This window comes from Prescottella sp. D32 (genome assembly GCF_037287305.1).
In the GTDB taxonomy this organism is placed as follows: domain Bacteria; phylum Actinomycetota; class Actinomycetes; order Mycobacteriales; family Mycobacteriaceae; genus Prescottella; species Prescottella equi.
On record NZ_JARBSW010000002.1, the window covers coordinates 72,871 to 87,356 of the forward strand.

12 protein-coding genes are annotated in these 14,486 nt (G+C 70.2%); 9 read left to right on the plus strand and 3 right to left on the minus strand.

Translation table 11 applies throughout. The features are described 5' to 3' along the window. Nucleotides 1-10 precede the first annotated feature (10 nt). Entirely contained in the window at nt 11-892 is an 882-nt protein-coding gene (locus PSS76_RS09875) for an alpha/beta fold hydrolase (RefSeq protein WP_081185658.1), read from the minus strand. Nucleotides 893-1,009: 117 nt separating this feature from the next. Next, nucleotides 1,010-3,373, minus strand: a complete 2,364-nt coding sequence (locus tag PSS76_RS09880; protein WP_069856355.1) for an ATP-binding protein — start codon at nt 3,371-3,373, stop codon at nt 1,010-1,012. A 94-nt stretch (nt 3,374-3,467) separates the two neighbouring features. Here PSS76_RS09880 and PSS76_RS09885 point away from each other — a divergent pair, with 94 nt between their 5' ends. Both PSS76_RS09885 and PSS76_RS09890 read left to right on the plus strand, forming a co-directional pair. Continuing rightward, nucleotides 3,468-4,172, plus strand: a complete 705-nt coding sequence (locus PSS76_RS09885; protein WP_041674058.1) for a GNAT family N-acetyltransferase — start codon at nt 3,468-3,470, stop codon at nt 4,170-4,172. A gap of 29 nt (nt 4,173-4,201) precedes the next feature. After that, nucleotides 4,202-5,272: a glutathione S-transferase family protein gene (locus PSS76_RS09890; RefSeq protein WP_084968168.1), complete on the plus strand. Its 1,071-nt coding sequence runs from the start codon at nt 4,202-4,204 to the stop codon at nt 5,270-5,272. Nucleotides 5,273-5,279: 7 nt separating this feature from the next. On the opposite strand, the gene PSS76_RS09895 is transcribed toward PSS76_RS09890, so the two are convergent. Next, the gene (locus PSS76_RS09895; RefSeq protein ID WP_037085474.1) at nt 5,280-5,666 is read right to left on the minus strand and encodes a VOC family protein; all 387 of its coding nucleotides are present in this window, start codon (nt 5,664-5,666) and stop codon (nt 5,280-5,282) included. 180 nt (nt 5,667-5,846) lie between these two features. Here PSS76_RS09895 and PSS76_RS09900 point away from each other — a divergent pair, with 180 nt between their 5' ends. From PSS76_RS09900 to PSS76_RS09930, 7 genes are all read left to right on the plus strand, one after another. Beyond that, complete coding sequence (locus PSS76_RS09900; RefSeq protein WP_081185663.1) at nt 5,847-6,566, plus strand: hypothetical protein; 720 nt, start codon at nt 5,847-5,849, stop codon at nt 6,564-6,566. 34 nt (nt 6,567-6,600) lie between these two features. Continuing rightward, a complete protein-coding gene (locus tag PSS76_RS09905) occupies nt 6,601-7,419 on the plus strand; it encodes an alpha/beta fold hydrolase (protein ID WP_237170981.1) in 819 nt (272 codons plus the stop codon). 30 nt (nt 7,420-7,449) lie between these two features. Further along, entirely contained in the window at nt 7,450-7,848 is a 399-nt protein-coding gene (locus PSS76_RS09910) for a DUF6153 family protein (protein WP_139809641.1), read from the plus strand. Nucleotides 7,849-7,931: 83 nt separating this feature from the next. Beyond that, nucleotides 7,932-8,648 carry a DUF305 domain-containing protein gene (locus PSS76_RS09915; RefSeq protein WP_084968170.1) on the plus strand — a complete coding sequence of 239 codons (717 nt, stop codon included), beginning with the start codon at nt 7,932-7,934 and terminating at the stop codon, nt 8,646-8,648. 135 nt (nt 8,649-8,783) lie between these two features. Then, complete coding sequence (locus PSS76_RS09920; protein ID WP_175271445.1) at nt 8,784-9,827, plus strand: ABC transporter ATP-binding protein; 1,044 nt, start codon at nt 8,784-8,786, stop codon at nt 9,825-9,827. Continuing rightward, entirely contained in the window at nt 9,824-10,588 is a 765-nt protein-coding gene (locus tag PSS76_RS09925; protein ID WP_005514422.1) for an ABC transporter permease, read from the plus strand. The genes PSS76_RS09920 and PSS76_RS09925 overlap by 4 nt, the downstream gene beginning before the upstream one ends. A 73-nt stretch (nt 10,589-10,661) precedes the next feature. Then, nucleotides 10,662-14,486 carry an ABC transporter ATP-binding protein gene (locus PSS76_RS09930; RefSeq protein WP_084968171.1) on the plus strand — a complete coding sequence of 1,275 codons (3,825 nt, stop codon included), beginning with the start codon at nt 10,662-10,664 and terminating at the stop codon, nt 14,484-14,486.

The window sequence follows — 14,486 nt, forward strand, 5'->3', positions numbered from 1 at the left end:
GCACAGGCCGTCAGGCCGCGGCACTCGTCGTCGACAGCAGGACACTGCCCATCGCCCGGCCGAAGCCGTCCGGGTCCCCGATCAACCAGCCGTGGCAGCCGGCGACCCGGTGCACCTGCGGCTCTCGCAGCGCAGTTCGCAACGACTCGAAACTTGCGCGGGGAATGAAGGTGTCACCACTGCTCCACACCAGTGTGGCCGGTACGCCGCGGTCGACGACCTGCTCGGCTTCGGCACGCAGATCCGCGGACCGGGCCAGTTCCCCGATCCGCCACAGCGCGGCCGGATCCCGTACCGCGTTGCGCAGGCTGGCGCCCGCGATGGACGCGATCGCCGACCCCGGGGTTCCCGTGAGGACCGCGTCGGCGAGCGCGGACGCACCCCACCGCCACAGCGGCCGGTGCCGGATCTCGCGGACGGTGCCGCTCGGGGACCACGCGCCGCCGCCGACGGAGTTGACGAGCACGAGTTGCGACACCCGGTCGACGCGCGCGTGGGCGGACGCCAGCGCCACGCCGCCGCCGAACGAATGACCGACCACCGGGACGGGTTCGTCGATGCCGACCGCGTCGAGGAAGCGGGCGACCCAGTGGCCGTAACCCGCGAAACCGTGCTCGCGGTGCGGCAGGGCGCCGGTGCCACCGAAGCCGGGCAGCGCGGGCGCGTACACGCGCACGCCGACGGCGGCCAACCGCTCCACGGCAGCGGCGTAGGTGCGCGGCGCCAGCCCGAATCCGTGCAGGAACAGCACCGGAGTACCCGACCCCGCGATCCCGTACGGCACGGTGCGCCCGTCGACCGGCACGTCGCGCCAGCGCAGGCGGGGCCGGACCTCGGGCACGACTGCGGCGGCCGGGTCGATCGAACGATGGACGGGCGGCTGGTGATGCAAGGCGGCACCTCGACTTCCGGTATGCGTTGCATCACACGTTTCCGGCCGCCCGCGGATACCGGGACGGTGGATCTACCCGTTTCGGCTACCTGTTTCCGGCTCGGGCGCCATCGCGGATCACGCCCGGTTCCGCTCCGCCACCCATGCCGCGATCTGGGTGCGGGATCCGAAGCCCAACTTGGCGAGCACCCGCTCGACATGCCCCTCCGCGGTGCGCTGCGAGATCACCAGGGTCTCGGCGATCTCCCGGTTCGTCATGCCCTGCGCGACCAGATCGGCGACCTGCCGTTCCCTCCGGGTGAGGCCCGGCGACTCCTCCGCGGGCACCACGATCCGCATGGGGGCCGTCGGGGCGTCCATCTCGCCTCGGGTCAACCCCGAACTGTCGCTCCGGTGCAGCGCGTAGTCCGTGGCGTCGGCGAACTCCAGTGCGGCCCCGCGAGCGAGTGCGCCCTCGAACGCGCGCTCACCGAGCAGCGCGCGGGAGCGGCGACGGCACTCCTCGTGGAACATCAGCATGGTCGGTATCAGCACCGGGGGTACCCCCATCGTCTGCCGGAGGGACTGTGCGGCGCCGGAGAGCACTGCCGCCCGGTCGCCGTCCCGCGCCTGGGCCGCCTCCCAGGCCAGCGCCTCGATACACCCCGCGCCCGCGAACCGGTCGTCCACCAGGACGGCCAGCGCCAGCGCCTCGGTGAACAGTGAGCTCGCACGTTCGTATTCGCCCTGCCGCCACAGGCTCAGCCCCAGGAGGAACATCGCCCGCGCGCGGTACTCCGACTCGCCACGCGAACGGGTGATGGCGAGCACTTCCTCGAGGCAGGCCCGTGCGACGCCGACGTCCCCGCTCATACCGGTCACCAAGCCCAGTCCCAGCAGCGCCCAGATGAGCCCGTGCGGATCCGGCAGGCTCCGCATGGGCCCGACCGCACGCTCGAAGAACCCGATCGACTCGGCCAACTCGCCCCGGTACAGCGCCTGACGCCCCCGGGCATGCGCGACGAGGGCGTCCACGACGGGATCACCGATCACCACCGCGAGCTGCCCGGCCTCGGCGACCAGCGCCGCTCCCGCCGTGAAGTCCTCCTGCATGCCCGCGAGTTGGCTGGCGAAGCACAGAGCCGAGATCCGCGCCCGGCCCGGACCGGCATCCGACGCGTCGAGCGCCCGTGCGAACCAGTGCCGTCCCTCGCCGAGCATCCCGCGGCAGAACCAGAAGGGGTACAGGGCGTTCGCCATCCGCACCGCGTACTCGCCCGAGCCGGGCTCGGTCACGCCGAATTCGAGGGCGTCGCGCAGGTTCGCCCGCTCCCGGGTCAGTCGAGCGATCCGCACCGGCTGCTCGGGGCCCACCCAATTCGCGTGCGAACTCTCGGCGAATCCGAGGTACCAGTCCCGGTGCCGCGTCCGACACTCCCGGCACAGGCCCGACTCCTCGAGCTTCTCCTGCCCGTAGTCGCGCAGCGTCTCGAGCATGCCGTAGCGCACACCGGCCGCCGACTTCTCCACCGTGAGGATGGACTTGTCGACCAACGAGGCCACCAGGTCGACCATGTTGCCCGCACCACCTCGATCGGCGCAGATGCTCTCCACGGCGTCGAGTTCGAATCCTCCCGAGAACACCGACAGCCTGGCCCACAATCGCTGTTCCTCCCGGGTGCAGAGGTCGTAGCTCCAGTCGACGCTCAGGCGCAGGGTCTGCTGCCGCGTCGGCGCCACACGGCTCCCCGCAGTGAGGATGCGATAGCGGTCGGTCAAACGTTCGAGAATCTGGTCGAGCGAGAGCGCCCGAAGCCGTGCCGCAGCCAGTTCGATCGGCAGCGGCAGCCCGTCCAGTCGGTGACAGATCCGGACCACCGTCTCCCGGTTGTCGTCCGTGACCGCGAAATCCGGGACGGCCGCGCGGGCGCGTTCCTCGAACAGCGTCACCGACTCGTATCCGGGCAACGCCTCGAGGCTCGGTGGCCGGTCGGGATCCGGCACCGCCAGCGGGGGGACGCGCAGGACGGCCTCACCGCCTACCCCGAGCGGCTCCCGGCTCGTTGCGACGACCCGAACCCCCGGGCACTCCCGCAGCAGTTCGTCGACGAGCTTCGCAGCCGCGTCCAACAGGTGTTCGCAGTTGTCGAGGACGATCAGGGCGTTCCGGCTCGTCAGGTGTTCCGCCAGCAGGTGGGACGGCGACTGCGCAGCCTGGTCGTGCAGTCCGAACACCGCCGCGACCGTGTCGGGCACCAGACCCGGATCGTGCAGATCCGCGAGTTCGACGAACCATGCACCGTCCGGGAAGTCGCGCCGCACATCCTCGGCCACCCGCAGCGCCAATCGCGTCTTGCCGACTCCGCCGATTCCGATGAGTGTCACCAGCCGCGACTCGGCGAGCAACCTCTTAGCACCGGTGACATCGCGCCGCCTACCGACGAAGGTCGTCAACGTGGAGGGGAGGTTTCCCAGCCCCGTGCTACGTGCGGTGGGCGACATGAGCACTCACGCTCCCTCGATCCGCCTTGCTGATTCGACGGTACGCCCATCGGCGCCGGATCAGTGGTCCGCGGCAGGCACTACCGTTGTTCGCGTGGACGGCCATCAGATCGACATCATCCGGCTGGCGTGGGCCCGGGAACTGGGGCTTCCGGACCGCGCCCTCGGCGAGCCCGGCACCCGCCACGTGCGGGTCGACGAGACGACGGACCGGATCCGGTTCGTCACGGTCTCGGGTGCGAGTGCGCTCGTGGGTCCGGACTGGGCGGTGGAACGGGCACGGCTGCACGACGACGACGAACTGGTCCACGGCGGCGGGCTGCTCGCCCTCGCGAAGGACCACGCCGGACGCTGTTCGGGTCCCGTGGAACTGGGCTGGGCGGCCGACTTCGGCAAGAGCATCGCGGTCGACGAGCCGCTCGTCTCGCACGAGCGCGAGCACGTCGTCGCGCTCCAGAGTCTGTGCCCACCGGACGACGTCGCCGAAGCCGGCCTCACCGGCAAGTCCACGTGGTACACGATCGTCGACGACGATCACCGTCCCCTCGCATCCGCCGGTTACACGGAATGGCAGGGCATCGTCGCCGACATGGGCGCACTGACGGCCCCGTTCGCGCGGCGCCGCGGGCTGGGGATGACCGCGGCGCAGCTGGCCACCAACGACGCCCTCGATGCCGGCCTGATCCCGCAGTGGCGCGCCCACCGCGACAACGTCGCGTCCCGGCGGCTGGCGGCCCGGCTGGGCTACGAAGAACTCGGAACCCACCTGTCGATCGCGGTCACCCCCAGTACCGTGTGAGAAGGACCGACACACGGAGCTGATGCGCGATGAGTGACGACGGGGACGACCGCACGGACAGCACGTCCGAGACGGGAGCGGGCGCCGATTTCGTGGAGCCCGGCAAGGAATTCACGCGCGACACCCGCTACATCACCACCCGGATCACCGCCGACGGCCGGGACGGCTATCCCGTAGAGCCCGGGCGGTACCGGTTGATCGTGGCCCGCGCGTGCCCGTGGGCCAATCGCGCGATCATCGTCCGCCGCCTGCTGGGCCTGGAAGATGTTCTGTCCATGGGCATCTGCGGTCCCACGCACGACGAGCGGAGCTGGACGTTCGACCTCGATCCGGGCGGTGTCGATCCCGTGCTGCGGATCCCCCGACTGCAGGACGCCTACTTCGCCCGCTTCCCCGACTACCCGCGCGGCATCACCGTGCCGGCGATGGTGGAGATCACCACCGGGCAGGTGGTCACCAACGACTTCGCCCAGATCACTCTCGACCTGTCGACCGAGTGGAAACAGTTCCATCGCGAGGGCGCCCCCGACCTGTATCCCGAAGATCTGCGCACCGAGATCGACGAGGTGTCCGATCTGGTGTTCCACGACGTCAACAACGGAGTGTACCGCTGCGGCTTCGCCGGATCACAGGAAGCCTACGACGCCGCCTACGACCGACTCTTCGCCCGACTCGACTGGCTCACCGAACGCCTGTCGACACAGCGCTTCCTGCTGGGCGACACCATCACCGAGGCCGACGTCCGGCTGTTCACGACGCTCGCCCGATTCGACGCCGTGTACCACGGACATTTCAAGTGCAACCGCAGCAAGCTGTCGGAGATGCCTGTGCTGTGGAACTATGCGCGAGATCTGTTCCAGACGCCCGGGTTCGGTGACACCATCGACTTCACCCAGATCAAGCAGCACTACTACATCGTGCACCGCGACATCAATCCGACGCAGATCGTGCCGAAGGGTCCGGACCTGTCGCACTGGCTCGAACCGCACGGCCGCGAAGCGCTGGGCGGACGCCCCTTCGGGAACGGCACCGCGCCACATCCTCCGCGGCCGGAAGAGGTTGTGCCCCCGTCACACTGGGCCACCGAACGGCACGAGTGAGCGTGGTTCACTCACCGGTGTAGGTACCGAAACTCCAGTACACGCCCTCCGGATCGCGGCACGTGAATCCGCGCGAGCCGTAGTCCTCGTCGCGCAGACCGTCGACAACGGAGGCGCCTGCATCCACCGCCCGCAGGTACAGCCCGTCCGGGTCGTCCGTAACGAGGTACACCGCCCCGACGCCGCTGGGCAGCTCGCCGAGCACGGAGTCCTCACGCGGGGAGCCGAGCATCACGCCCCCGCCGCCCGGCCACACCAACTCGGCGTGGTCGACGCGGCTGCCCTCGCCGTACACCGCCTTCTCCTCGAAACCGAACGCCTCGACGAGGAACACGATCGCCGCACGGGCGTCCGCGTATCGCAGGGCGGGCCAGACCCGGGTCGCACCGGACATGTCGAACACCTGCTCTCGGCTCGGCGTCACGGACCGGTCCAGCCTATCCGCGCCACCACCACCCGAGCGGGGAATTCGGCGGTCGTCTCGCCCGTTTCCATATAGTTGGCTGACGACCGCCCGGACCGCCGACACCGGAAACCGATGTGAGGACCGACGATGGCCGATAAGCAGAGCCGAATGGAGTCGACGATCGTGTCCGTCCTGGACAACGCGAGCCGACTGCAGGCCCCAGCGGTCGCGAAGTACGTCGAACGCGTGCGGCGCGCCCACCCCGATGAGACGCCCGCGCAGATCGTCGCGCGCATGGAGAAGATGTTCCTGAGGGCCGTCACCGGCAGCGGCAGCGCGGTCGGGGCCACCGCTGCGGTTCCCGCGGTGGGCACGGTGGCGTCGATCGCCGCGGTCGGCGCCGAGACCGCATTCTTCCTCGAGGCCTCGGCACTGCTCACGCTCGCGATCGCGTCCGTTCACGGCATCTCCCCCGTCGACCACCAGCAACGTCGCGCCCTCGTCCTGGCCGTGGCGCTGGGCGAATCCGGAATGGAGATCGTCGAGAAGGCCACCGGAATCACCGCGACCAACTGGGCGCGACTCGTCACCGGCCGGATTCCGTCCGGGACGATGAAGACGATGAACACCTCCCTGGTCCGCAAGTTCGTGACCAAGTACGCCGCCAAGCGCAGTGCCCTGGTCCTCGGCAAACTCCTGCCGGCGGGTGTCGGCGCCGTCATCGGTGGTGCGGGAAACCGCGCGATCGGACGTGGTGTGATCGACAATGCTCGTGAGGCTTTCGGACCGGCACCGGTGCTGTGGCACGACCGGGCCGGTCTGTCGGGCGAGGCGCGACTGCACGTGGTCGAGCCTCCCGACAGTGAGACCCGCGCCATCCGGCGCTGAGGACCGGGGCCGGACGAGGAAAGGTAGGGCGCCCGTGCGTTCCGAGACTCCTGACCCACCCCACGTCCTGGCCGTCGGCGCCGGGGACCGCACCGTGGTGCTCGTCCACGGGTACTCCGACCACGGCGGCACGTGGCAGAAGGTGATCCCGACGCTCGCCGAGCGATATCGGGTGCTCGCGGTGGACCTGCCCGGTTTCGGGCGCAGCTCCGGGTACTGGCGCGAACCGCTCATCGACGGCTACGTGGAGGCCCTCGCCGATCTCGTCGCCGACGAACCGGAGCCCGTGAGCGTGATCGGCAACTCGCTCGGATCGGTGACGGCACTCGCCTTCGCTTCGCAGCGGCCGGACCTCGTCGCGAACGTCGTGCTGTCGGACATGCCCGGCGTCACCGGAATCCCGCGCACGTGGACGCGGGGCACCCAGCTGCGGCTCGACAGGATCACCCGGCTGCTCACCGCACCGCTGCCCGACCGCTACCTACAACAGATGATGGGCGCCGTCTATGCGGGCCTGGCGCTGCGTCATCCGCTCCGCGCCGACGCGGCCGTCCGCGCCGGATACAGCGAGCACTACGCGACGCGGCAACAGGTCTCGAACCTGCTCGCGATCGGCACCGTCGTCATCCGCGAGATCGCGGATCTCCCGATTCCCCGGATGCTCGACGAGCTGACCGTGCCCGCACTCCTGCTGTGGGGCGAGAACGACCTCCTCACCCCCGCCAAGGCCGCGCGCCGGGTGACCGTCACCGCGGACCGCGCCGTCGCCGTCATCCCGAGTTGCGGGCATTGTCCGCAGCTGGACTGCCCCAGCGAGTTCCTCGCGGAGGTGTTGCCCTTTCTGGCCCGGTGACCGACCCTTCCGGTCGGTACAGTCGAAGGCATGCCCGGCCAGCTTCGAGTGACGTTCGCTCGACTCGTGGCCCTCTGCGCGCTCACTCTCGGTGTTCTCGCGATGCATCACGTGACGACGGGCACGCTCGCGGAGCCGACCGCCTCCAGCCACCACGGGCCGGGACATGACGGCCACCCCGCACCGGACCCGAGCGGTGCGCCCGACGACACCGACCACGCCCCGGATCACGGGGCCTTCCACCTCTGCCTCGCAGTGCTCGTCGCGGCGACCCTCACCCTCGCGATCTGGTTGCTCCTGCGGACCGCCCGGACCCGGCGCATCCGCCTGCCCCGAGCAGCGGGACCTGCAGGCCGCGCCGGCCGCGGGCCACCGTTCGCCCCCACCACGTCGGCGTTCCTGTCGTCGCTCTGCATCCTGCGGGTGTGACAGGGCCACTGCGGCGCGGCTTCTCCGCCGTTCCGGCCGCAGTCCGGACCCCGATCACCGAATACGTGAGGAAAGTACGAATCATGAACAGCAAGCGCATGCTCGTCGCCGTCGGATCCGCAGCAGCGGTCGTCGCACTCCTCGCCGGATGCACCAGCGACGAATCCGACGACAACGCGACCACCAGCGCCACCACGAGCGCCTCGGTCAGCGCGTCCGGCACCGCCGAACAGGGCGGCCCGCACAACGACGCGGACGTGGAGTACGTCCAGATGATGATCCCGCATCACGAACAGGCCGTCGAAATGGCCGAGCTGGTCCCGAGCCGCACCGGGAATCCCGACATCATCGCGTTGGCCGACCAGATCGAGAAGGCCCAGGGCCCCGAGATCGAGCAGATGGAGGGTTGGCTGAAGGCGTGGGGCGCACCGGAGCCGAGCAAGGCCGAGGCCCCCGGCGCCACCAGCGACGGCATGGATCACGACGGCATGGAGGGTGACGGGACGTCGATGCCCATGCAGTCGATGCCCATGACGTCGATGAACTCGATGCCCGGCATGGAGGGCGGCGGCCACGGCATGATGTCCGCCGAGCAGATGCAGGCACTCGAGAACGCGAAGGACGCCGAGTTCGACAAGATGTGGCTCGAGCTGATGATCGCCCACCATCAGGGCGCGGTCGCCAGTTCCGAGCAGATCCTGCAGACCGGTGAGAGCGAGCAGGTGCGCCAACTGGCGCAGCAGATCGTGTCCTCTCAGCAGGCGGAGATCGCGCAGATGGAAGCCCTGCTGAACAAGTAGGTCCGCGCCCGTCGGGATGTCGGGTGCCCGGCTCGTCCTTCGACGCCGGGCACCCGTCGTCCGAACCGGTCGGTACCCTCGTCGGGATTCGATCGCCACCGGTCGACACGAGGGGGGACATTCGTGAGTGTGCAGATGGGACCGCCGGCCGCGATCGAAGCGCGCGGGCTGTCCAAACAGTTCAAGACCGTACGGGCCGTGACCGACCTGAGTTTCACCGTCCCGCTCGGGTCGATCACGGGATTCCTCGGCCCCAACGGTTCCGGAAAGACGACGACCCTCCGGATGCTGCTGGGCCTCGTCCGTCCGACCGGCGGCGACTCTCGCATCCTCGGGGTTCCGTTCCACACCATCGAGGAGCCCGCGCGTGCCGTCGGGGTCGTCCTGGACTCGCGCGGCCTGCATCCCGCCCGCACGGCGCTCGACCACCTCCGCGTGTACGCGTCGGCCATCGGCGTCCCGGACGGACGCGCCGCTCAGATGCTGCACCTCGTCGGCCTGACCGAGGCCGCCGACCGTAAGGCCGGCACGTTCTCGCTCGGCATGCGTCAACGGCTGACCATCGCCACCGCCATGCTCGGCGACCCGCAGATACTCGTCCTCGACGAGCCGTCGAACGGCCTCGACCCCGAGGGCATCGCGTGGCTGCGCGACTTCCTGATCGGTTTCGCGCGCTCCGGACGCACCGTGCTCGTCTCCAGCCACCTGCTCCGGGAGGTCGAGCAGATGGTGAGCCATGTCGTGATCGTCAGCCGCGGCACGCTCGTCCACCAGGGATCGATGGACGCGCTGCGGGCCGCTCACCGGGCGCGCCTGCTGGTGTCGTGCTCGGATCCGGCCCGCCTCGCGACCGCACTGGCTGCGACCGGCGTCGTCGACATCCAGCACCTCGCGGACGGCCGCATCGCGATCGGCGGAGCCGATCCCGCCACTGTCGGCCATGTCGCTGCGGAAGCGGACGTCACGGTGTTCGGTGCGGTCACCGAACACGTGGACCTCGAGCAGGTGTTCCTGGCCATGACGTCCGGGCAGTACGCCGCCGCACCGGGCTCCGGGTTCGCGCCGGGCTACGGACCGCCGCCACCCGGCTACGGCGCCCCTCCCGCATACCCGCAGGCCCCGATACCGCCACCGGTCCAGCCGTGGTTCGGTCCCACGAACGGCGGTGGACCGCGATGAACCGACTGCTGACCGCCGAGTTCCGCAAGATCACCACCCTGCGTCTGTGGTGGGCGCTCGGGCTGGCTCCGCTCCTGATCGGCCTGCTCTCCGGCGCGATCAGTGTGCCGTTCGTGTCGGCACTCGCGCAGGAGACCGAGTCCGACGAGCTCGCGATCGCCGTCGCTGCAATCGGCCTGTTCGTCGCGCTCGGTTCGGTGTTCCTGTTCGCGGCGCTCTTCGGCGCGCTCAACGCCGGTGCCGAATACCGGCACAACACGTTCGCCGGCACCTTCCTCACCACCCGCGGCCGCGACCGGGTCGTCGCCGCCAAGCTCCTCGCGACGGCCGCCGTCGGACTCCTCTACTGCCTGGTCGTCGAAGTCGTCAGCGTGCCGCTGCTGCTCGCCTTCGCACCCGACGACTTCCGGGTCGATTCCACGATCGTCGGCGTGCTCCTGATCGGACTGGTCGCGTCCACGCTGTGGACGTTGCTCGGTGCCGGACTGGCACTGGCGACGGCGTCGTCGATCGGCAGCGCCGTCGGCATCGTGGCCTGGTACGTGGTCGGCGAAGGGACAGTGCGTCTCGTGCTGTCCGGACTCGGACTGGGCACCGTCGCCCAGTGGCTACCAGGATCGGTGACGCTCACCGCTTTCGCCGCTGTCGTCGACGACAGCATCACACCCGGTTGGCCGCAGTGCCTGGTCGCGTTGGCACTCTGGGCGGCTGCGTCGTGCGGACTCGGATGGTGGGCCACCCGGCGCCGCGACATCACCTGATCCGGTATCGCCCGATCCGGGGCCTCGGCGCCCCCGACATGACTGTCGGGGGACCGGACTACCGTTGATCGGGATGGCAACACAGGATGCGACACCGGTCACCGACATTCGCCGCGGCTGGATACGACGACTCGCCGCGGAGTGCTTCAGCCACCGGAGGACCGCCGTGGGCGCGCTCGCGGTGACGGCGGTGGCGGCGCTCATCGACATCGTGTTCCCGCTGCTCACGAAGGTCGCGGTCGATGCGGCGTCGGGCGGCGAATCCTCCGCCACCCGTGTCATCGCGGGCATCGCCGCGCTCATCGCGCTCCTCGGCCTCGTTCGGTTCGGATGCCAGTACGGGCGACGAATGCTCGCGGGACGGCTGTCCCTCGACGTGCAGCACGACCTGCGGCTGGGCCTGCTCGGCTCCCTGCAGCGGCTCGACGGCCGCGGCCAGGACCAGATCCGCACCGGCCAGGTGGTGTCGCGGTCGATCACCGACCTGCAACTCGTCCAGGGGCTGCTCGCGATGGTGCCCATGTCGGCGGGCGTGGTGCTGCAGTTCGTCCTCGCGCTGGTGATCATGGCGTGGCTCTCGCCGCTGCTGACCCTCGTTGCGCTCGTGGTGGTGCCCGCGGTCGCCCTCGTCGTGTACCTGGTGCGGCCCACACTGTTCGCGGCCACGTGGTCTGCCCAGCAGCGCGCCGCCGACCTCGCCCAGCACGTCGAGGAGACCGTGACCGGCGTGCGGGTGGTCAAGGGCTTCGGACAGGAATCCCGGGCGGTGGATCAGCTCGAGGGCCTCGGACGCACGCTGTACGCCGAGCGTCTGCGAGCCGCCCGGATCAACGCTCGGTTCGCGCCGTCGATGGCAGCGATCCCCCAGCTCGGCCTCGTCGGTGTCGTGGCGCTCGGCGGGTACCTGGCCCTGCACGACCGGATCACCGTCGGCACGTTCCTCGCGTTCGCCGCATACGTCGCCACCATGACGGCCGCGACCCGCACACTGTCGCAGGTCGTGATCATGGCGCAGCTGTCGCGGGCCGCGGTCGAGCGGGTGTACGAAGTCATCGACACCGAACCCGAGGTGTCGGATCCACCGCACCCGATCGACCTTCCGGACGGCCCGCTCGGCGTCCGGCTCCGTGACGTCGGTTTCGGCTTCGACGCCGACCGGGCCGTCCTGTCCGGCCTCGACCTGAACATCGCGCCCGGCGAATCCGTCGCTGTCGTCGGCCCGGCCGGATCCGGCAAGACCGCACTGTCGCTGCTGCTCCCCCGCTTCTACACCCCGAGTGCCGGAACCGTCGCGCTCACCGCCGACGGCCGAGAGTTCGACGTCGCCGACGTGCGCGCCGACCAGCTTCGCGAGGCCGTCGGTCTGGTGTTCGACGAGCCGTTCCTGTTCTCGGACACCATCGCGGCCAACATCGCGCTCGGACGCCCGGACGCGAGCGCCGAAGAGATCCGGGCCGCCGCGAAACTCGCCCAGGCCGACGAGTTCGTCTCCGCGCTCGCCGACGGATACGACACCGTCGTGGGCGAGCGGGGTCTCACCCTGTCGGGCGGTCAGCGCCAGCGCGTCGCGCTCGCCCGCGCGCTGCTCGTCGACCCGCGCGTCCTGATCCTCGACGACGCGACGTCCGCGGTGGACGCGACCACGGAGGCCGTCATCTTCGACGCCATCCGCAGCGGACGGGAGCGGACGACGCTCATCCTGGCGCACCGGCGGTCCACGCTCACGCTCGCCGATCGCGTCGCGGTCCTGGACGAGGGCCGGATCATCGACATCGGCACGGTCGACGAGCTCGACGAGCGGTGCCCGCTGTTCCGTGCGCTGCTCGCGTCCCCGGATCCGACCGACACCACCGAGGACGCCGCTCCCGTCGCCACCGCGCCGGACCCCACCGAGGCCCAGCTGTGGCCGGACGTCGAGGACGACGACGGCGAGTACGCAACCGGCGACGGCACCCCGGCCCGACCGGGCCACGGGCACGGCGGTGGCGGCGGAAACATGAGCGGCGCACTCGGCGGGGTGGCGGCGACACCGGAGTTGCGGCGTGCGGTCGATGCACTGCCGCCCGCCGACGAGGACCCCGAGACCGACACGCGCAAGCTGCGTCGCGACGACCCCGAGTTCCGGTTGAGCCGGCTGCTGCGTCCGGTGCGGTGGATCCTCGCCGGCGTCGTCGTGTGCCTGGCGCTGGACTCGCTGATCGGCATCACCTTCCCGGCGATCGTCCGGTACGCGATCGACCACGGCATCGTCCCGGGCGATTCGGGACCGCTCTGGGCGGCCGCGGCTCTCGGCACGGTGCTGGCCCTGATCGGTTGGCTCGTCGTCGCGGTCCTCACGGTCATCACGGCCCGGGCCGGCGAGCGGGTGCTGTTCGGGCTGCGCGTGCGCAGCTACGCCCACCTGCAGCGGCTGGGCCTGGACTACTACGAGCGCGAGCTGTCCGGTCGGATCATGACGCGGATGACGACCGACGTCGATGCGCTGTCGTCGTTCATCCAAACAGGCCTGTCCACGGCCGTGGTGTCGCTGTTGACCCTGGTCGGGATCGCGGTCGCGCTGCTCGTCACCGACGTCACCCTGGCTCTCGTCGCGCTGGCCGCGCTCGTGCCGTTGACGATCGCGACCGTCGTCTTCCGTCGCGTCTCCAGCACCGCGTACTCGGTGTCGCGGGAGCGTATCTCGCTCGTCAACGCCGAGTTCCAGGAGAACGTCGCCGGCCTCCGCGCCGCGCAGGCGTACCGCCGCGAGGAGTTCACCGCACAGCGGTTCGCCGAGCGCGCGGACAGCTACCGCCGCAGCCGGATGCGCTCGCAGCGGGCGATCTCGGTGTACTTCCCGTTCATCACGCTGCTGTCCGACCTGGCGCTGGCCGCGGTCGTGTTCGTGGGCGCGCAGCGGGTGGCCGACGGGTCCGCGACCGCCGGCACGCTCGTCGCGTTCGTGCTGTACCTCGGGCTTCTGTTCGGACCGATCCAGCAGCTCTCCCAGGTGTTCGACGGCTACCAGCAGGCCGACGTGGGCCTGCGCCGGATCGGGGATCTGCTCGCCACCCCCAGTTCGATCGAGACAGCCGGCGCCGAGCACACCGTCCCGATCAGCGGCCACCTGCGCGGCGACGTGACCTTCGACGACGTCAGTTTCCGGTATCAGGGCGCCGAGTCCGACGCGCTCAGCGACGTCTCACTGCACATTCCGCCCGGCACCACCGTCGCGCTCGTCGGGCGTACCGGCGCGGGCAAGTCGACCGTCGTCAAGCTCCTCGCCCGCTTCTACGACCCGACGACGGGCTCGGTGCGGGTGGATTCCGAGGACCTGCGCCGCTATCCCCTGCACGACTATCGGCGTCGCCTCGGGGTCGTGCCGCAGGAGGCACACCTGTTCACCGGTACCGTCGCGAGCAACATCGCGTACGGGCGGCCGGAGGCGAGCCGCGCCGAGATCGAGGCGGCCGCACGTGCGGTGGGCGCGTTGCCGACGATCGCGGCGCTCCGCGGCGGCATGAATCAACCGATCGGTGAGCGGGGCCAAGGTCTGTCCGCCGGGCAGCGTCAGTTGATCGCGCTGGCACGCGCCGAGATGGTCGATCCGGACGTGTTGTTGCTCGACGAGGCGACCGCGACCCTCGACCCCGCGACCGAGCGGCTCGTCCTCGAATCGAACCGCATGGTCACCCGGAAACGCACGTCAGTGGTGGTCGCGCACCGACTGGCGACCGCCGCCCGCGCCGATCTCGTCGTGGTGGTGGACGGCGGCCGGATCGTCGAAAGCGGTGCTCACAGCGCACTTCGTCATGCGGGTGGTCACTACACGCGACTGTGTGATGCGGCAGCGCGCGAACAGGGGAATAATCGGTCGGCGAGAACCGTCTTCGATGGTGACCCCATCGCAACAGTGTGA

Excerpts from the sequence above, each read along its gene's own strand:
- PSS76_RS09910 (WP_139809641.1), top strand. The coding sequence starts at position 7,450 with ATGCCCGGCCAGCTTCGAGTGACGTTCGCTCGACTCGTGGCCCTCTGC.
- PSS76_RS09900 (WP_081185663.1), top strand. The coding sequence starts at position 5,847 with ATGGAGTCGACGATCGTGTCCGTCCTGGACAACGCGAGCCGACTGCAG.
- PSS76_RS09890 (WP_084968168.1), top strand. The coding sequence starts at position 4,202 with ATGAGTGACGACGGGGACGACCGCACGGACAGCACGTCCGAGACGGGA.
- PSS76_RS09920 (WP_175271445.1), top strand. The coding sequence starts at position 8,784 with ATGGGACCGCCGGCCGCGATCGAAGCGCGCGGGCTGTCCAAACAGTTC.
- PSS76_RS09930 (WP_084968171.1), top strand. The coding sequence starts at position 10,662 with ATGGCAACACAGGATGCGACACCGGTCACCGACATTCGCCGCGGCTGG.
- PSS76_RS09895 (WP_037085474.1), bottom strand. The coding sequence starts at position 5,666 with ATGTCCGGTGCGACCCGGGTCTGGCCCGCCCTGCGATACGCGGACGCC.
- PSS76_RS09925 (WP_005514422.1), top strand. The coding sequence starts at position 9,824 with ATGAACCGACTGCTGACCGCCGAGTTCCGCAAGATCACCACCCTGCGT.
- PSS76_RS09880 (WP_069856355.1), bottom strand. The coding sequence starts at position 3,373 with ATGTCGCCCACCGCACGTAGCACGGGGCTGGGAAACCTCCCCTCCACG.
- PSS76_RS09915 (WP_084968170.1), top strand. The coding sequence starts at position 7,932 with ATGAACAGCAAGCGCATGCTCGTCGCCGTCGGATCCGCAGCAGCGGTC.